18 protein-coding genes are annotated in these 17,092 nt (G+C 59.6%); 11 read left to right on the top strand and 7 right to left on the bottom strand.

The window, feature by feature from the left end; genetic code table 11:
* The first annotated feature begins 150 nt into the window (after positions 1 to 150).
* On the top strand, positions 151 to 1,047 hold the full coding sequence (locus HX830_RS30975) for a LysR family transcriptional regulator (protein ID WP_103498899.1): 897 nt from the start codon (positions 151 to 153) through the stop codon (positions 1,045 to 1,047).
* 190 nt (positions 1,048 to 1,237) lie between these two features.
* Here HX830_RS30975 and HX830_RS30980 read toward each other — a convergent pair whose 3' ends face one another.
* The gene (locus tag HX830_RS30980) at positions 1,238 to 1,978 is read right to left on the bottom strand and encodes a substrate-binding periplasmic protein (protein WP_177104600.1); all 741 of its coding nucleotides are present in this window, start codon (positions 1,976 to 1,978) and stop codon (positions 1,238 to 1,240) included.
* 206 nt (positions 1,979 to 2,184) lie between these two features.
* On the opposite strand from HX830_RS30980, the gene HX830_RS30985 reads away from it, so the two are divergent.
* From HX830_RS30985 to HX830_RS31005, 5 genes are all read left to right on the top strand, one after another.
* Positions 2,185 to 2,820, top strand: a complete 636-nt coding sequence (locus HX830_RS30985; protein WP_177104602.1) for a 4Fe-4S dicluster domain-containing protein — start codon at positions 2,185 to 2,187, stop codon at positions 2,818 to 2,820.
* A gap of 10 nt (positions 2,821 to 2,830) precedes the next feature.
* Positions 2,831 to 4,489 carry an FAD-binding protein gene (locus HX830_RS30990; protein WP_177104604.1) on the top strand — a complete coding sequence of 553 codons (1,659 nt, stop codon included), beginning with the start codon at positions 2,831 to 2,833 and terminating at the stop codon, positions 4,487 to 4,489.
* 10 nt (positions 4,490 to 4,499) lie between these two features.
* Positions 4,500 to 5,750, top strand: coding sequence for a complex I 51 kDa subunit family protein (locus HX830_RS30995; RefSeq protein WP_177104606.1), 1,251 nt, complete (start codon positions 4,500 to 4,502; stop codon positions 5,748 to 5,750).
* Between the two features lie 56 nt (positions 5,751 to 5,806).
* Positions 5,807 to 7,258 carry an anion permease gene (locus HX830_RS31000; protein WP_103498894.1) on the top strand — a complete coding sequence of 484 codons (1,452 nt, stop codon included), beginning with the start codon at positions 5,807 to 5,809 and terminating at the stop codon, positions 7,256 to 7,258.
* Positions 7,259 to 7,439: 181 nt separating this feature from the next.
* On the top strand, positions 7,440 to 8,711 hold the full coding sequence (locus HX830_RS31005; RefSeq protein ID WP_177104608.1) for an aspartate carbamoyltransferase: 1,272 nt from the start codon (positions 7,440 to 7,442) through the stop codon (positions 8,709 to 8,711).
* Positions 8,712 to 8,839: 128 nt separating this feature from the next.
* Here the strand turns inward: HX830_RS31005 and HX830_RS31010 are convergent, their stop codons facing one another.
* Positions 8,840 to 9,037: a DUF1737 domain-containing protein gene (locus tag HX830_RS31010; protein ID WP_177104610.1), complete on the bottom strand. Its 198-nt coding sequence runs from the start codon at positions 9,035 to 9,037 to the stop codon at positions 8,840 to 8,842.
* Between the two features lie 168 nt (positions 9,038 to 9,205).
* On the opposite strand from HX830_RS31010, the gene HX830_RS31015 reads away from it, so the two are divergent.
* On the top strand, positions 9,206 to 9,802 hold the full coding sequence (locus HX830_RS31015; RefSeq protein ID WP_152741963.1) for a flavodoxin family protein: 597 nt from the start codon (positions 9,206 to 9,208) through the stop codon (positions 9,800 to 9,802).
* 45 nt (positions 9,803 to 9,847) lie between these two features.
* Here HX830_RS31015 and HX830_RS31020 read toward each other — a convergent pair whose 3' ends face one another.
* Positions 9,848 to 10,753 (bottom strand): LysR family transcriptional regulator, encoded by a 906-nt coding sequence (locus tag HX830_RS31020; protein ID WP_103498889.1) that lies wholly within the window; start codon positions 10,751 to 10,753, stop codon positions 9,848 to 9,850.
* Positions 10,754 to 10,871: 118 nt separating this feature from the next.
* Here HX830_RS31020 and HX830_RS31025 point away from each other — a divergent pair, with 118 nt between their 5' ends.
* A complete protein-coding gene (locus tag HX830_RS31025; protein WP_103498888.1) occupies positions 10,872 to 11,291 on the top strand; it encodes a DoxX family protein in 420 nt (139 codons plus the stop codon).
* 41 nt (positions 11,292 to 11,332) lie between these two features.
* On the opposite strand, the gene HX830_RS31030 is transcribed toward HX830_RS31025, so the two are convergent.
* Positions 11,333 to 11,995, bottom strand: a complete 663-nt coding sequence (locus tag HX830_RS31030) for a dihydrofolate reductase family protein (protein WP_177104613.1) — start codon at positions 11,993 to 11,995, stop codon at positions 11,333 to 11,335.
* Positions 11,996 to 12,419: 424 nt separating this feature from the next.
* Between HX830_RS31030 and HX830_RS31035 the strand changes: the two genes are divergently transcribed.
* Both HX830_RS31035 and HX830_RS31040 read left to right on the top strand, forming a co-directional pair.
* Entirely contained in the window at positions 12,420 to 13,043 is a 624-nt protein-coding gene (locus tag HX830_RS31035) for a YbhB/YbcL family Raf kinase inhibitor-like protein (RefSeq protein WP_103499750.1), read from the top strand.
* A 34-nt stretch (positions 13,044 to 13,077) separates the two neighbouring features.
* Positions 13,078 to 13,932: a helix-turn-helix transcriptional regulator gene (locus HX830_RS31040; RefSeq protein ID WP_177104615.1), complete on the top strand. Its 855-nt coding sequence runs from the start codon at positions 13,078 to 13,080 to the stop codon at positions 13,930 to 13,932.
* Between the two features lie 39 nt (positions 13,933 to 13,971).
* Here the strand turns inward: HX830_RS31040 and HX830_RS31045 are convergent, their stop codons facing one another.
* The 3 genes from HX830_RS31045 to HX830_RS31055 form a co-directional block, all read right to left on the bottom strand.
* Positions 13,972 to 14,430 carry a metallophosphoesterase family protein gene (locus HX830_RS31045; RefSeq protein WP_103499748.1) on the bottom strand — a complete coding sequence of 153 codons (459 nt, stop codon included), beginning with the start codon at positions 14,428 to 14,430 and terminating at the stop codon, positions 13,972 to 13,974.
* Between the two features lie 131 nt (positions 14,431 to 14,561).
* Positions 14,562 to 15,509: a DHH family phosphoesterase gene (locus tag HX830_RS31050; protein ID WP_177104617.1), complete on the bottom strand. Its 948-nt coding sequence runs from the start codon at positions 15,507 to 15,509 to the stop codon at positions 14,562 to 14,564.
* On the bottom strand, positions 15,506 to 16,021 hold the full coding sequence (locus tag HX830_RS31055) for an aminotransferase class V-fold PLP-dependent enzyme (protein WP_256350847.1): 516 nt from the start codon (positions 16,019 to 16,021) through the stop codon (positions 15,506 to 15,508). Before HX830_RS31055 ends, HX830_RS31050 begins: the two co-directional genes overlap by 4 nt.
* 802 nt (positions 16,022 to 16,823) lie before the next feature.
* Between HX830_RS31055 and HX830_RS31060 the strand changes: the two genes are divergently transcribed.
* Positions 16,824 to 17,092 (top strand): hypothetical protein (locus tag HX830_RS31060; protein ID WP_177104619.1); only part of this gene is annotated, 269 nt, incomplete at its 3' end.

The raw sequence follows: 17,092 nt of genomic DNA on the forward strand, positions 1-17,092 counted from the left end.
TGCGCACCCCACAGGCTGGCCATCGGCGTCCATCGGATAACACCCACGGCATTGCTTCAAAGGGCCGGACCAGGATTACCGAAACCATCCCTGCGTTCTGCACAGCGGCCTCAATACTGACCTCTTATTTACTCCTCAGCAGGTGCCATCGTGGACATCAAGCAACTCAAATTCCTGATCGCGCTGGAGCAGACTCGACACTTCGGGCAGGCTGCCGCGCGCTGCCACATTACCCAGCCGACGCTGTCCATGCGTTTGCGCAATCTTGAGGATGAACTGGGCCTGGAACTGGTCACCCGGGGCCAGCGCTTCGAAGGGTTCACCCAGGCCGGTGAACGCGTGCTGGCCTGGGCCAAAACCTTGCTCGCCGCCCATGACGGGTTGTTCGCCGAAGCCGCCGCCTGTCGCGGTCAGTTGGTCGGCAACCTGCGCCTGGGCCTGGTGCCGCTCAGCGGCTTCAGCCCGATCAGCTACATCCAGGGTCTGTCCCAGACCTTCCCGGAGCTCAAGTTCAGTTTGTCCTCCATGAGTTCGGACCAGATCATCGAAGCGCTGGGCACCAATCAACTGGACCTGGGCGTGTGTTATCTCGACCACGTAAACCCCAATTACCTGGAGTTTTTCGAACTGGGCGAGACCCGCGTCGGCCTGCTTTACGACACGCGCCATTTCCATTTCGAAGGCACGGAAATGAGTTGGGAAGACGCCGCCGAGCTGCCCCTGGGGATGATCAGCAATGGCATGCACTATCGAAAATCCATTGACCTGAGTTTCCGCAGCCGCGGCCTCGACCCACAGCCAATACTCGAAAGCGATTCGACGTATCAGTTGTTCCAGGCGATCCACGAAGGTTTTTGCTGTTCAATCATGCCGCTGGACAGTGGCCTGGATAATCCGATCGAGAACCTGGCCTTTATCAACCTGCCGGATGCCAGCGTCCTTGCGCCCCTGGGCCTGGTGATGCGTAAAACCGAACCACGCTCGGCCATCGCCGAAAAGTGTTTTGCTGAAGCCAAAAAATTGTATGCCACCAAGAGCCCGATCTAGCGGGTCGGTGGTTTGTTTATGAATGGCGATCTGACGCGTTTCGATCTCAACCTCCTGGTTGTACTCGAGACGGTCAGGCTCGTCGCCAGTCCACATGGCCCGTTCGATCCAAGTCGTATGCAAGCGACACTCTCAGTGGCGTCGCGGGTAAAGCCGGAAACGCGACTAAGACCCCGTCCAAGTACCGGGCTCACTTTGTTACGCGATCAAGCAACCAACGCTGCTTCAGCTGTTGCAGGCGCCCATCACGGTTCATCTCGTCGAACGCGTTCTGCCAGCGCGCAACCAGGTGGGCGTCCGTCTGTGGGGAAAAGGCGATATAGGCGCCCTGCGTCATCAGTGGCCATTGGTAGTGCAGTTCGTCAGGTTTGAGCCCGGCCTCATGAGCCAGCGTGGCGATGGTGAGCGTATCCGCGACGATCAGATCTGTTCGCCCCAGGCGTAGCAATCGCATCATCTGCTCGGGGGTTTCCACGCCGTACAAATTACTCATCCCCTGTTTTTTCAGGTAATCGTAAGCCAGCCATTTACGCGGCAGTGCGATTCGGCCGACGGCACCGGCGTCTTGCAGGCTATGCAACGGCGGTGCTTTTCCAGATCCCGCATAGAGTGCCGTTTCGACGTCCAGCAATGGGCCTACCCATTGGTAGTGCGACTCGCGTTCGGCAGTACGCAGTACGGTAAAAACTGCCATGTCCGAGCCCGTGCCAGCGACTTGCAAGGCCCTAAGCAAGGGCGCCTGTTCAATATGCACATGATCGCCGGTTATCTCTGCGAGAGCGTGCACCACGTCAACGCCAAACCCCACCAACTCATCGCCGCGCTGAAAATGCAAGGGTGGATGGTTATCGGTCAGCATGCGCAGATCCGCTGCGGTAGCCGAGGAGAAAGCAAGGAAAGACAGCAGGCAGCAGCCGAGCACCCGTCTCATGAATCGACCTCAACGTAAGGGGCATCCAGTGTATGACAGCCCTGCTCCAGATGTCTCGGTGGGCACTTGGGCGGCTTAAGCATCTGCAAACGACAAACTCGGCAGGGGCGTGTTCGGTTTTATTGAGCCGTATCAGTTCCCCTCTGGCCGTGATGTTCTAGGCTGCTCCCGAGCCCTTGCCGTTTGCGGGGCGTTCAGGAGTTTTTATGCCAACATCCCCGGTTCAGGTCACCATCAATGGAGAACTGATCGAAACCAGCGCCCTGCGTTCGATCCTGGAAGCCGTTATCGACTCGGGACAACCGCTTATCGACGCGGTCGGCTGCATGGGCCAAGGCGTCTGTGGCTCGTGCCGGGTGCTGATCCGGCGCGCCGGCGAACGGGAGGTCAGCACCGCCCTGGCCTGCGAAACACGGGTCGAGCAGGGTTTGCAGATCAGCTTCCTCGACCATCTGCCCATGAACCGGCACCACACCTACAACCTCCATGACTGGGATGACACCTGGAACATCTCGGAGCGCATTGCCGCCACCTTTCCCGAAGCCAGCCATTGCCGGCACTGCGGCGGTTGCGACCGCGCCTGCCCCAAGGGCCTGGAGGTGCAGAAAGGCGTCAACCTGGCCGCCGTCGGGGATCTGTCGGCGAGCCAGGTATTCGACGAATGCATCATGTGCAACCTGTGCACCATTGCCTGCCCCGAGCATATTTCGCCGAACCATCTGGGCCTCTACATACGCCGGATGTCAGCGTCCATCGGCTTTCGACCGGCGGACCTGATGCAGCGCCTGAGCCAGATCAACCGCGGCGTGATGAACGTCGACCCCAACGTAACGCTGGAATAAGGAACACGACATGCCCGGTATTCCTTATCCGCAAGCCCTGGCCCAACTGCGCGCCAGCGCTTGCGAGCCCGCCTCTGAAGCTTTCGATAAACAGGCACTGCTGCACGCCTTCCACCCGGACTATCGGGTGGGGGCCAATACGCCGCTGCAGGTGGGCGTGAATCGCGGGGACCATTGCCCACGCGAACTGACGGAGCGCCTGCACAGCAACGCGCAAATTGATGACGCGGCCCTGGCCGGTGCCCCGGTGGTCAATACCGGCGTGCTGATTATCGGCGGCGGCGGTGCCGGTTGCGCGGCGGCGCTGACCGCCGTGGAGCACGGTGCCCATGTCATCCTCGCGACCAAGCTGCGCCTGGGCGACAGCAATACGGTGATGGCCGAGGGCGGTATACAGGCGGCCGTCGGCGAGGACGACAGCCCCCAGATTCACTTTGAAGACACCCTGCGCGCCGGCCACCTCTGTGCCGATCGAACGCTGGCGGCGCGCCTCGCCCAGTCGGGGCCGGAGACTATCCGCTGGCTGATCGAGCGCGGCATGCACTTCGATCTCGCCGAGGGCGGCCTGATCGGTGGCAAGCTGCTGCGCAAGAAGCCCGGCGGTGCCAGCCGTGCGCGCATCCTCTCGTTCAAGGACTACACGGGTCTGGAGATGATGCGGGTGCTGCGCGAGGCGGTGGAGCTGGAAGAGCGGGTGAGCGTGTGGAACCGCTGCCCTCTGGTCGAGCTGCTCTCCGATGAAAGCGGCACCTGCGTGGGCGGCGTACTCTACAACCTGGAACGACACAGCTTCATCCTCGTGCGCGCCAGCCGCGTGATACTCGCCACGGGCGGCGCCGGGCGCCTGCACCTCAATGGCTTCCCCACTTCCAACCATTATGGCGCCACCGCCGACGGCTTGATCCTAGCCTATCGTCTTGGCGCTCGCCTGCGCGAAATCGATTCCTTCCAGTATCACCCCACCGGATTGGCCTGGCCGTCGCATCGTGTCGGCGGGCTGGTTTCCGAAGCCGCGCGCTCGGCCGGCGCCTATCTGGTGAACGGCCTGGGGCAGCGTTTCATCCCCGAACTGCAAACCCGCGATGTGGTGTCCGCCGCGATCCTCAAGGAATGCGCCGAAGGCCGTGGCGTCGAGCGTGACGGGCAACTGGGCGTCTTGCTCGATACCCCCGGGCTGGAGCGCCGCCATCCGGGGATTCTCAAGGAACGCCTGGTGAGCCTGGGACATGTCGCGGCCCAGTGCGGTATCGATCCGGCCGTGGAACCGCTGATCGTCCGGCCGACCCTGCATTATCAAAACGGTGGCGTGGCCATCAACGAGAACGGCGAGACCTCGGTACGCGGGCTGTACTGCGTCGGCGAAATCAGCGGCGGCATCCATGGCCGCAATCGCATGATGGGCAACGCCCTGGCAGAGATCATCACCTTCGGACGCCGGGCTGGAGAGCACGCGGCCCACACCGCCGACCCCACGCCCGCGCCGAAGGTCGGCCTGTCCCATGTGTACGACTGGCAACGCCAGTTGATCGCCGCCGGCTTGCCGCTGGACGTCTACGGCCCCGAGCTGTTCCCCGGGTACGGCAACTTCGACCTGCGCCGGCACAGTGCCGTGCCCCACCGGGCCAAGGGTGCACTGCCGACCACTCACGCCGACTCGCTGCCTTACTGAGATGCCTGAGATGAAGACTCAACTCGTATTACTCGCCCCCGCCGCACAAGTGGGCGCCGACCTCGATGCCTGGTTCGCCCAGGGCGGCGGTGAAGGCTTGCGCGCCGCACTCAGCCATCCGAGCGGCATCCTCCCGACCCTGGCCGAAGCAGACCTGCGCGGCCTGGGTGGCGCCGGTTTCCCCACCCATCGCAAGTGGGCCGCCGTGGCGGAGCAGCCCGCGGAGCTGGAAAAGTATGTCCTGTGCAACGGTAACGAGGATGAGCCAGGCACCTTCAAGGATCGCGAGCTACTGGAAAAGTCGCCGCATCAGGTGATCGAGGGCGCATTGATTGCCGCGCTGGCCACAGGGGCCAATCACGTTTACCTCTACGTCAACCCGCACCAGCACAACGCAGTGGCCGTTGTGCGTCAGGCCGTCGAGCAATGGCGGGGCTGCGCCCTCCTGGCCGAAGTCGCCCGGCAGCAGAATCGCCCGATCGACCTTGCGGTGGTGGAAAGCTCGGGCCTGTATATCGGCGGCGAAGAAACCGCGGTGATCGCCAGTGTCGAAGGGGGCTTCCCCTTCCCCCGGCAGAAACCGCCCTACCCCGCGCAAAGTGGCGTGCATGGCCAACCGACGCTGATCAACAACATCGAAACCCTGGCCCATGTTGCCCACATCCTGCGCCATGGCGCCGCCTGGTACCGAGACCTGGGCCTGGGTGACGCCTGCGGGACCAAGCTCTACTCGCTCTCCGGGGACGTACTCAGGCCAGGCCTGTACGAGCTACCGATGGGCACCTCGTTGCGCACGCTGATTTTCCAGCACGGTGGTGGCATGTTGTGCGAACGCGCCTTCAAGGCGGTATTCACCGGCGGTCCTTCCAATACCCTGCTGGGCGCGGAGGACCTGGATGTACCCCTGGACTTCGATACGCTCAAGGCCCGGGGTTCAAGCCTGGGGACCGGGGCCATGATCGTGATTTCGGAGGGCACCAGCATCGTGCGCAAGGTGGCGGAGTACGTCGACTTCTTTGCGGCGGGCTCCTGCGGCCAGTGCCCGCCGTGTAAAGCCGGGACCTATCAACTCTCGCGGTTGCTGCGGCGAATCGATACCGGTATGGGCCTGCCCGATGACCTGAAGGCACTGGAGAGTCTCTGCCATCTGCTTCCGGGCAGCGGCCGCTGTGGCCTGATCGATGGCGCGGCAACGGTGGTGCTCAGCTCCCTGAAGCAATTTCGCAACGAATACGCCGCTCAAGTCATTGCCGTGGGTTGATGACCTGCAATCACCCTTCACTCGCATTCAGCCCCGGTATTATTAGGAACTCGATCGTGCGTAATCTCTGGACATTTCTGCTGCCACCTTGTGTTGCCCTGGTGCTCGCCCTCCTGCCGGCACCGGCCGGGTTGGCCCCCCATGCCTGGTATTTTTTCGCCCTGTTCGCCGGGGTGGTCGTCGGCCTGATCTTCGAACCGCTGCCGGGCGCCGTGATTGGCCTGATCGGGGTCGCGGTCGCGGCGGTGCTGGCCCCCTGGGTGCTGTTCAGCCCGGAACAACTGGCCAGCCCAGGTTTCAAGGTGCCCGCGGAGGCCTTGAAATGGGGCCTGTCGGGTTTTGCGAACAACACGGTCTGGTTGATCTTCAGCGCCTTCATGTTTGCCCTGGGCTATGAGAAGACCGGGCTGGGGCGGCGGATCGCGTTGCTGCTGGTCAAGCGCATGGGCCGCAAGACCCTGACCCTGGGCTATGCCGTCATGCTCGCGGACCTGGTGCTGGCGCCCTTTACCCCGTCCAACACCGCTCGTAGTGGCGGGACCATCTACCCGGTGATTCGCAACCTGCCCGGACTCTACGACTCCAAGCCGAACGACCCCAGCGCCCGGCGCATCGGTTCCTATCTGATGTGGGTTGCCATCGCCTCCACCTGTGTCACCAGCTCGCTGTTCATGACCGCATTGGCGCCCAACCTGCTGGCCTCGGCCCTGATCGAAAAAATCGCCGGCGTGCATATTTCCTGGGGCCAGTGGTTTATCGCCGCCGCACCGGTCGGCCTGCTGTTACTGGCAGTGCTGCCCTTGCTGGCGTACTGGCTGTATCCGCCACAGATCAAGAGCAACGAAGAAGTGCCGGCCTGGGCGGCCCGCGAACTGATAGATCTGGGCCCACTGTCTCGCCGCGAAAAGATCCTGTTGGCGTTGGTGGTGAGTGCGCTCGGACTGTGGATATTCGCGGGGGATTGGCTCGACCCGGCCCTGGTGGGCATCCTGGTCATCGTGTTGATGCTTCTGACCCAGGTCATCACTTGGGATGACGCACTGGGCAACAAGGCCGCCTGGAACACCTTCGCCTGGTTCGCCACCCTGGTGGCCCTGGCCGACGGGCTGACACGGGTGGGCTTTGTGCCGTGGTTTGGTCAATTCGTCGCGGCCCACCTGAATGGATTTTCTCCAAACGTTGCCATGATGCTGCTGGTGGTGGTGTTTTATCTGGCCCATTACCTGTTTGCCAGTTCCACCGCCCACACCACCGCGCTGCTGCCGGTGATGCTGGCGGCCGGGATGGGGGTGAGCGGCATCGATCTGCAAGCCTTCGCGCTGCTGCTGGGCACGTCGCTGGGGCTGATGGGCATCATCACGCCCTATGGCACGGGGCCGAGCCCGGTCTACTACGGCAGTGGTTATCTGCCCAGTGCCGATTACTGGCGCCTGGGCTCTATCTTCGGCGGGTTGTTTCTCATTCTGCTGCTGGGCCTGGGTGCGCCTTGGATTCTTGCGCTGTCCTAGCGTCGTATAGCTAGCCTTGCCCTGCTTCTGGAACTGCTCCAGCAGAAATTGCACCTGAGCACACTTGGGCATGAACCGGTGAAGCACCCGCCTGCGAGACCAGCCGAAAATCTACGCTTGAGTTACACGAACCGGCGAGCAACAATACGCTACGTGTACACATCATTCGAGATCACTCCCAATGTCCCAGCAAGTCTTCCTGCGTGATGCCATGCGTCGCCTGAACTTCACCCGTGACGCATTGGCGCAGCGCATCGGCGTTTCCAGGCGAGCCCTGGATAGCTGGCTGTTGCCAGACGAGTCGCCAGAAGTCCGTAATATGCCAGAGATTGCCCAGCGGTTTATCCTGGAAATTCTAAAAAAGACATCGGCCTATACACATAGTGTAGATACCCATCCAGCAGGTAACAGTGAATCGGGCCAACACCTGTTGTCGGTGGACAGCTATACCCGCGACTCGGTAGAGGCGCTGTTGCGTGTCGCCGACATCATGCAGCCGATTGCACGCCGCCAGAAAACCACACGCGTACTGGAAGGTGCGGTACTGGCCAATCTGTTTTTCGAGGCCAGCACCCGCACCCGCCTGAGTTTCAGCTCAGCCTTCGCCCGCCTGGGTGGATCGGTGTGCGACACCACCGGATTTACCTTTTCCTCAATGGCCAAGGGCGAGTCGATCCATGACACCAGCCGGGTCATCAGCGGCTACGCCGATGCCATTGTCGTGCGCCATCCAGAGCAGGGAGCGGTAGCCGAGTTTGCCCGTGCCACTCACGTGCCGGTGATCAATGCCGGCGACGGGCCGGGTGAACACCCCAGCCAGGCATTGCTCGATCTCTACACAATCCAACGCGAATTCTCGCGCCTGGACAAGCTGATTGATGGCGCCCATATCGTCTTTGTCGGCGACCTCAAATACGGCCGCACCGTGCACTCGCTGAGCAAACTGCTGGCGCTGTACCGCAACTTGAGGATCACACTGATCTCGCCACCCTCGCTGATGTTGCCCGAGAGCCTGGTGGAGCACCTTGCACGCAATGGCCACCATGTCGAACAGACCCACGACCTGCCCAGTGGGTTGAAGGGCGCGGATGTGGTCTACGCCACCCGCATCCAGAAAGAGCGCTTTGCCCAGCAGGAAACGCTGGAGGGCTACAGCACCGACTTCCAGATCAACCAGGCCCTGGTCAACGCCACCTGCGGTGCCCGTACCCTGATCATGCATCCGCTACCACGGGACTCGCGCCCGGACGCCAATGACCTCAGCGTCGATCTCAACTCCGACTCGCGACTGACCATCTTCAAACAGACGGATAACGGTATCGCCGTACGCATGGCCATCTTTGCCACACTGCTGGGTGTTCAAGACCAGGTTCAGCACTCGTTACGCGAGGTGGGATGGCGGGTACCGGTGTACTTGGGCCCGGACGAAGAAGTGCCCTATCGCGACCAATGACCTGCAAGCGGTGAAAAGGATCATGAGGCCTCGGAGCCAGGAAGATGCCCCGCCAAGCAAGTTGCTTGTTCATGAGGCCTCGGATTGTAGGGAAAGCGGCCGTCCTCGCACCAGGAGATAGTCGCTGACTATTTGGCGGAGGTAGCACCTGCGGACCAGATTATTGCCTGCGCAACGATCACCTGCTGCCCGTTGAAAGTGACTGCAGGAGAACCATGCAGCACGTACCCCATGCTCAAGGCGTCACTGACACGGTGGCAAAAGGCGGCGTCATCGGGGCCAGTCAGTACGCGATAAATGGGAAGTCCTTCTGGGGGTAGGCTCATAGATCAATTTCCTTCGATAACGGGTGGAGTTTCCCTGGCACACGGGGTTGGCATTGTTCATCAGAGCGATAACAGACTGTTCGATCTACCGTGATTTATAACGCATTTTCGCCCCAGTAGAGTGATTCCCATATCACCCACCAGCACGAATCACACAGGGAAGCACTCATGAATCCACACACCACTTCGGTTAAAACAGCCATCGTCTACCACTCGGGCTATGGCCATACCGCGCGCATGGCAACCGCCATCGCTGAAGGCGCCGGCCCCGGCGCTGTGCTCGTTGCAATCGACGCCGAGGGGAATGTTGCCGAGGATGCCTGGCAAGTTCTCGCCGGCGCAGATGCCATCCTGTTTGGTTCGCCGACCTACATGGGAGGTCCTAGCTGGCAGTTCAAGAGATTCGCGGACGCCTCCTCGAAGATCTGGTTTGAGGGCGGATGGCAAAACAAGATCTTTGGCGGCTTCACCAACAGCGCCAGTATCAACGGCGACAAGCTCAATACTCTTGAATACTTCTTCCTGCTCTCCGGGCAGCACGCTGGCATCTGGGTGGGTATGGATATCAAGCCGGCGAACGTCAAGGCTTCGAAGCGCGATGACCTGAATCGCATGGGCTCCTATATCGCTCCGATGGCGCAGACACCTGCCGATGCTTCCCCTGAAGAGATGTCGCCAGGGGATCTGGAGACGGCACGCCTCTATGGCGCGCGTGTCGCTTTGATTGCCGGATACTTGCGATCCGGAAAATCTCAGAGTGCCTGAAATCCAAGCCCCTCCGGTTGGGGACGAACGAAGAGGTTCGTCTCGCTATTGCAGATGCGGCCTCAGCACATCTTCGACCCATTTCATGAATACCCGGACCCGGCGCGACAGATTGCTCCGATGTGCGACGACGAGGGACACGGGCAGCGCTCGGCGACGCAAATCGGGGAGGATCTCTACCAGTGATCCGCTCTCCAAGTATTGGCCGATCCCCAAGAGCGGTGCCTGAATCAGGCCAAGGCCGGCGAGGGCCGCCGCTTCGTAGGTCTGCGCGCTGTTGAGGTGTAGCGCACCTGGCAACTGAAGCGTCGCGTGGCTGTCGCCGTCCGGATATTCCCATCCATAGGGTCTTGCACCCAACATCGTCGAAAAATGAATGATCTGATGTCCCTGACGCTGGAGATCTTCCAGCGTTCGAGGGACACCATAGCGCGCCAGATAGGCGGGACTGGCGGCGTTGACCATGGGCAACTGGCCCAGTGGACGGGCAATCAGCGTCTCGTCCCTTATGGGTCCAAGCCGCAAGACACAGTCAAACCCTTCTTGCACCAGATCGACCTGCCGATCCGTACTCGACACCTCCAACTCCAACTCGGGATAAGCCGCCATGAAGGCCGGCAAGGCCGGCACGATAGTGGCGCGCGCCACCTCGGTCGGGAAATCGACCCGTAAACGCCCGCGAAGTGTCACGCGATCATCCGCGAACATCGAGTGCAGGTCATCGACATCAGCAAGCAGATCGCGGGCACGGGCATGAAATGCGCGTCCATCCTCCGTCAACTGCACGCTGCGCGTCGTCCGGTGCAGGAGCCTGACACCCATCTCCTCCTCCAGCTTGCGGACCACCGTCGAGGCCCTGCCCTTTTGGATACCCAGGCTATCGGCCGCGCGAGTGAAGCTGCCCATTTCCGCCACTGTTATGAATATGAGGAGGGGTTCGAGATTCTGCATGTTCGGGCCTCGGAATTGTTCACCACAGAGAGAACAGTACGTTCACTTTGTCAGTGCTTATAACATCCCGGAGACACAGTAAGCTTCGAAACTGGATAACCCCAGCGGAGAAAGACAAGTGTCCGAAACGATGAATCTGCATCATGTGCCTGAAATCATGACCTCGCATCGCGCCCTGTGGGTCGGCCGGATAATGAGCGCGTTGGTCGTTATCGCCCTGGTGGCAGACGGCACCGTTCAGCTTTTTGCGCCGGCACAGATCGCGAGCCTGTTGCAGGAAACCGGGTTCGCGATGGACCTGACCCGTGTGGTGGGTCCGATCGTACTCGCCTGCGCCCTCCTTTACGCCATCCCGGCCACCACCGTCCTCGGCGCGATCCTGGTGACGGGGTTTTTGGGAGGGGCCATCTGCGCCCATGTCCGCATGGGTGAGTTGGGGTCGCCGCCGGAAATCATTTCCCTGCTTCTGGGCGCCATGACCTGGGGCGGCCTCTACGCACGCGATCCCCGTATCCGGGCCATTCTGCCTATCCGCTGAACCGGGCGGATCAGGTATGGGCGCAGACAGCGCATCGGTTGTTAAGCGCCATTGCCCCCTTGGCGCCGGAGTACAACATGGGTGGCTTTCTCCGATGCGACGAACTGAACGCATTCGTATCCCAGGGCGCGCGCGTCAACCCCCTCGAATAATCGCTCTCCCCCGCCCAGCAGGACCGGCGAAATAGCGATGTGCAGCTCATCGATCAGGCCGGCACGAAGATATTGCCGAATCGTGTCAGGCCCGCCACCAATGCGCACATCCATTCCGTTGGCGGCATCGCGCGCCTGCTCAAGCGCCTCGTGAATACCGCCGGTGACAAAGTAGAACGTCGTTCCGCCTTCCATATGGATGGGCGCGCGCGGGTGATGAGTCAAGATGAACGTTGGAACGTGATAGGGCGGGTTGTCTCCCCACCAGCCTTTCCAGTTCATGTCGGGCCAGGGGCCGCGAATCGGTCCGAACATGTTTCTTCCAAGAATCCAGGCACCCACGTTCTTGAAGCTCCGCGCAGCGAAGTCGTCATCGAGCCCCGTTGTGCCGCCGTCGGCGCCAAACAGGGTGCGCTGGAAGGTGCGTGTTGGGATTAACCACTGGTGCAAATCTGTCCCGCCCACGCCGAGCGGATGATTCAACTCCTGATTCGGGCCCGCTCCGTATCCGTCAAGCGAGATAGTGAAACCCGCAACTCGGACGCGTGTCATGTTCATGCCTCCTTTCGATTGACGCCTAGCTCTCTGTTTCGACAGCCATTCTGCTGTATAGCTCCGACTGCTCTGTATGACAGTCCGCAGAAAAACTCACGGGGAACGGCTCCCGGTTTGGTATGGCATAAGCATAGTTGAGAAGGATCAGGAGGTTGTAATGACGGTAGGGTCTCCCTGCCCTTTCGCAGAGACTTAGGACCCAGTGCCTTTTCTTCTGCCTCCACGCATGCCTATACCTGGCCCAAGTTGACTGGATGTGTTCAGTTTCTGATTGGCTGGGTCAAAGGCAAAACTCACTTCCACTCTAAAATCACTCCCGCAGCCGCTCCTTCTCGAGGACTGGTAAACGCCACGATCCCGAGTGCCACATTCACTCGATGAGCCAGGCGTCCGATACCTCACTGCTTATTCAGGCCCAACCATGAAACTGACCAGTAACGCCTTTGATGACAACGCCGCCATCCCGGGGGAATACGCCTTTGCTGTTCCGAACGCGGAGAGCCACTACACACTCTCGAGCAACCGCAACCCACATCTGGCGTGGACAGAAGTCCCGGAGCATACTCAATCGTTTGTTCTGATATGCCACGACCCAGACGTCCCGAGTGTGGGCGATGATGTGAATCAGGAAGGTAAAGTCATTGCAGCGTCCTTGCCGCGCGTCGATTTTTACCATTGGCTCTTGATCGATATTCCTGCCAACCAGCGGGAAATTACCGAAGGGAGTCATAGCAACGGCATCACCCCCCGCGGCAAAAACGGTCCGCAAACCGGCGATGGCCAACGCCATGGCCTCAATGACTACACCGCCTGGTTTGCATCGGACCCACAAATGTCCGGCGAGTACTACGGGTACGATGGCCCATGCCCGCCGTGGAATGACGAGCGGCTGCACCACTACGTGTTCACTGTCTACGCTTTGGACGTGCCCAGCCTCGTGATATCGGGCCCGGTTAACGGCGCGAATATTCTGGATGCACTGCAAGGGCATGTACTGGCCAAGGCCAGCCTTACGGGCACCTACACCCTCAACATGGACCTGTGATTTTGCGGCCAACTTCAGGAACCACACCCTCACCATGGATCGGCCTGAGCCTGTGACTGCCCCGCAACCGGACGACGCCCGCTGGCTGCTGCCATCGGGCGCCCCCCTGCAAGCGCAAGCGCCATGCATGCTGGCCAGGCCGCGCCTGATGAGCCCTCAGCACGCTACCAACTTCCGCTTTTTTGAAGCGACGTTGCTGGTCGTGACATCAGGCCATTTGACACTGGACAGTGGTGAACGTACCTGGGAGTTGGCTGATCCCCGTACCTTGATGGCCGTGGCAAAAAACGCCATCACGGATATTCAAAAAACACCGGATAAAAACAGTTCGACGTTTGCTTCTCTGTTTTTGACGTTCGCACCGGACCTGATCACTGAGTTTCACCAACGCTATGGGCACAACGTCACGGCCTCATCCATGGTCACTGAATGCAAGACGGCGGAACTGGACGAAGACTTGAATGATGCGCTGCAGTTTTGCATTCGAGGAATCGACTCACGAACCGTTTCGGAGGCGCAACAGACAAATCGGTTGATGGGACTTCTGTTGGCATTGCAGGAGCGGAATATTGTATTCCTCCGTCCTTCAATCCCTGGGCTGGCGGAGCGATTAACCCAGTTACTGGCCAAGGCTCCGGACAAACACTGGACAGCGGCACAGGTAGGTCGCGAATTAGCCGTCAGTGAAGCCACCTTGAGGCGACGCCTCGCGGAAGAAGGCGTCAGCTTCAGCGCAGTGCTGACCGAGATTAGAATGCATCACGCGATGATGCTGTTACAGACGACGCATTTCAGCATTTCGCAAATAGCCGACGCCTGCGGGTATCGCGCAATCTCGAGATTTTCAATGCGTTTCAAAAGCCGCTTTGGTTTCTCTCCTGTACGGTAGGAAAGAAACGGATGGCCCCACCCTTTTCGTTCATTCGGATCATGGCAGAAGCGAAACCAGGCGAGGCTCGATGGAGGTCTCAAGCACCTCCAGCAGCGCCAGTGTCACCGGAAGCTTGAAACGCCGTGGACCCGCGCTCCCTGGGTTGAGGTACAAGGTTTCATCACGCCATTGAATGAGAGGCTTGTGCGAGTGGCCGGTGATTACCAGCTTTATGCCCTCATCCAGAGCTGTTGGAACATCGGCGATGTCATGCACGAGCAGGGTCCGCCATCCGCTCAGGTCGAGCCGCAGAAGGTCCGGCAGATGGGCTGCCCAGGGCGCGTCCTGGTCGTTATTACCGCGCACAACGAACAGTGGAGCGATAGCGGCCAGGTGCTCAAGCACCTCAGGCTTACCGATGTCGCCGGCGTGAATGATTTTTTCACAGCCCTTCAGGGCAGCAAGGGCCTCGGGACGGAGAAGGCCGTGAGTATCGGAAATCACTCCAACTTTCATGCAGGGCACCGTGAGGGCTGGAAGTGGTCAGCGAGTGTACCCACAAGTGCCTCGGGCAGAGCAATGTATCGAAATCACGGTCACCTGTTGCGACAAAGCGAGCCGGTAGCGCATTCGGTCAACCTGGCGACTCAACTTCTCGCTATCTCCGGTATGGCGTCTGCAATGGAGATACGGCCCAAGCCCAACTTCACCAGCTCCTTACGCAGCAGCGAGCGCTCAAGCACCGCCATTCCGGCCTGCCATTCGATCGGCAGCAAATGGCTCAACTTCTGTTGGCTGACCAAGGGCTCAGCCAGAAAGTAGCTCTTGCACTCGCGGATGCTGATGACGTTCAACAGCCAATCTCCACCCTGCGCCGCCAGCCAGTGAGCGATCGTTGAGCGATGCGTTCGGATCAGCGCACTGGCATCCCACACCGCCATCTGCGCGAAAACCTGCGGCAGGTTGCTATCGACTTTCAGCCGCTTCATATCAACCGCCAACGCGCCAATCAGGTCTGACTCAATAGTCGCTTGGCACTCGGAGAAATACCGCTCAGGCCAGTCCGCAGCCAGTTTCGCCCGCCGTGCGAGGACCTCATAAGCCCGGATATCCGATTGGGTGGTCAACTGCCCGGTGAAATTCAGGGTATTGTCCAGAATCGCCGTGGCCAGCAACGCAGCACTTTTTTTGCTGATCCGCGGCAACAACCCCGTCGCTTCCCAACGCTGAAAAACCTGAGTCGCTGCTGCTCCGATCTGCAGAATCTCCGCACCAGATCCAAGCTTCTGCGCCCAATAGTTTTCAAAACCGGGGTGGTGGTCAATGACTTCCACCACCTGATCAAGCACCACCACCGGGTCGAAATGGTGGTAGTCGGAGACATCCACCAACACGAACTCATCACCCGCTCTCGGCCGATAATCGTCCAGAGAGGATTGCCATCCAAGCACGGTCCTGGAGATGCTGGCATTGAGCGGGGCACTACTGACGGCCCGAGCATCGACGCCCTGTTGATTCAACAGCTCGGCGTAGGCAATGCAACAGGCATACGCGTCGATGTCCAGGTACGCCGAGCCGGAGGTCACCACCCTCATGACACGCGAGCCACAGCGTGAGCTGCCGAGACAGTCGAAGACAACTTCAGCGCGTGGGCCATACCCTCCAGAATCCGCTCATAGCCGAACTGACACTGTTCTTCGTCGATGGAAATACGTACTGTGGCTCCGGCGACCCGGTCGGGATATCCCAGCTGTGTGACCGTGTTGGATAGGCTGAGTGTCTTGTCCGAACACGCCGACCCTGCGGTTATGTAGATCGACTGCGTGTTCAAGGCTGACTGTAGTTTTTTTGTATTCACTCCCGGCGATGCAATAAAGCTCACGCACGGTACACGCGGTGCTTGCTCACCGATCACGACCACCTCGCCCAGCATCGCTTGCAGCGTACGTTCAAACGCTTCCCGACTGCGTTGTGCCGCGGCTTTTGCGGAGCAGCATTTCTGCTGTTTCTCCTGCAACGCGGTTTCAATCGAAAGAACACCCGGGTAATTCTGCGTACCACCGCGCAACCCGCCTTCCTGGCCGCCACCAACAATCAACGACGACAATCCGTAGCGATCTCTGGCGTACAGAAAACCGGCACCGGGTATTGGAGCCACTGTTGAAAATCAAGCAGTCGGCACCCGTACCCACCACTATCAGATTTATCCATGATCTGACAAAACATCGACATCGGCTTTCCTTAAAATCCATTTTCCATAGTTAAAACAGCGTATTAGCGTGCCGAATTACTTTGTCACGTTCTTTTTTGGCAGACAAAACTCGCATGTTTTCATTTCATAAATGTGACGTGTGAGGGAGCCTTATGGCTGTTCAATGCACGGATAACCTTTTGCGGGTAAGCCCTTTGTCCTTCGTTTTGCTCCCCTTATCCCCTTCGGTTTCAACGCGCCTTTTAGGACCTTTTTAGGGCGCGGGACGTCAGGGGAGATGTCACCCGATTTTCGCAACAAGGGGTCGATGCGGGCCTGAACCGTACCGGTACAGGTGAAAAAGTAGGACCGCTCTTACATGAATCGATCAAGTGCCTGATTCGCCCGTCCCTTCATGCACCTACAGGCATAAAGTCAGCTTTTGGCCGACTAAATCGTGGGAAACGGCTGACTGCCTCAACCAACAGAATTGATCGACTATTTGCTCAGGGTCGCTGTCGAGGAACAGCCCCTCATCAGGTGGTCATGATCTACAAGGCTACGACGTACAGGAGTGCGTTGATCAGTGCAGTACGCCGGGCATTCATAGGCGAGGACAGGCGTCACTCCCTCACCGACCGAATGCCCGATTTTCACACTGACGGACGCTTGCTACCAGGCAATGCCTCCGGACAAATGATCGATTGCAGGAGATACGATGAAGTCCTCAAAACACCTGGATAACGCGCTCGAGGCTGCCGGTTGTATTGAAGAAAAACTCAAGGCTGCGGTAGAGGCATGGCGGGCCGACATTGACCGTTTCGCTTCAAGCTATGAGCTGAAGGAGATCAATCACGAATTAAGGTCAACCATCAGACAGCGAGAACATCAGCTTCATTCGTCCATTCGTTCTCAGTGCAGCGAATTAACCTGTTTGATCAGAAACGTAAAATCCGATCTGGATATGTGTGGTGGTTTAATTTCCCC

The sequence above is a fragment of the Pseudomonas gingeri genome (genome assembly GCF_013385425.1).
GTDB lineage: Bacteria > Pseudomonadota > Gammaproteobacteria > Pseudomonadales > Pseudomonadaceae > Aquipseudomonas > Aquipseudomonas gingeri_D.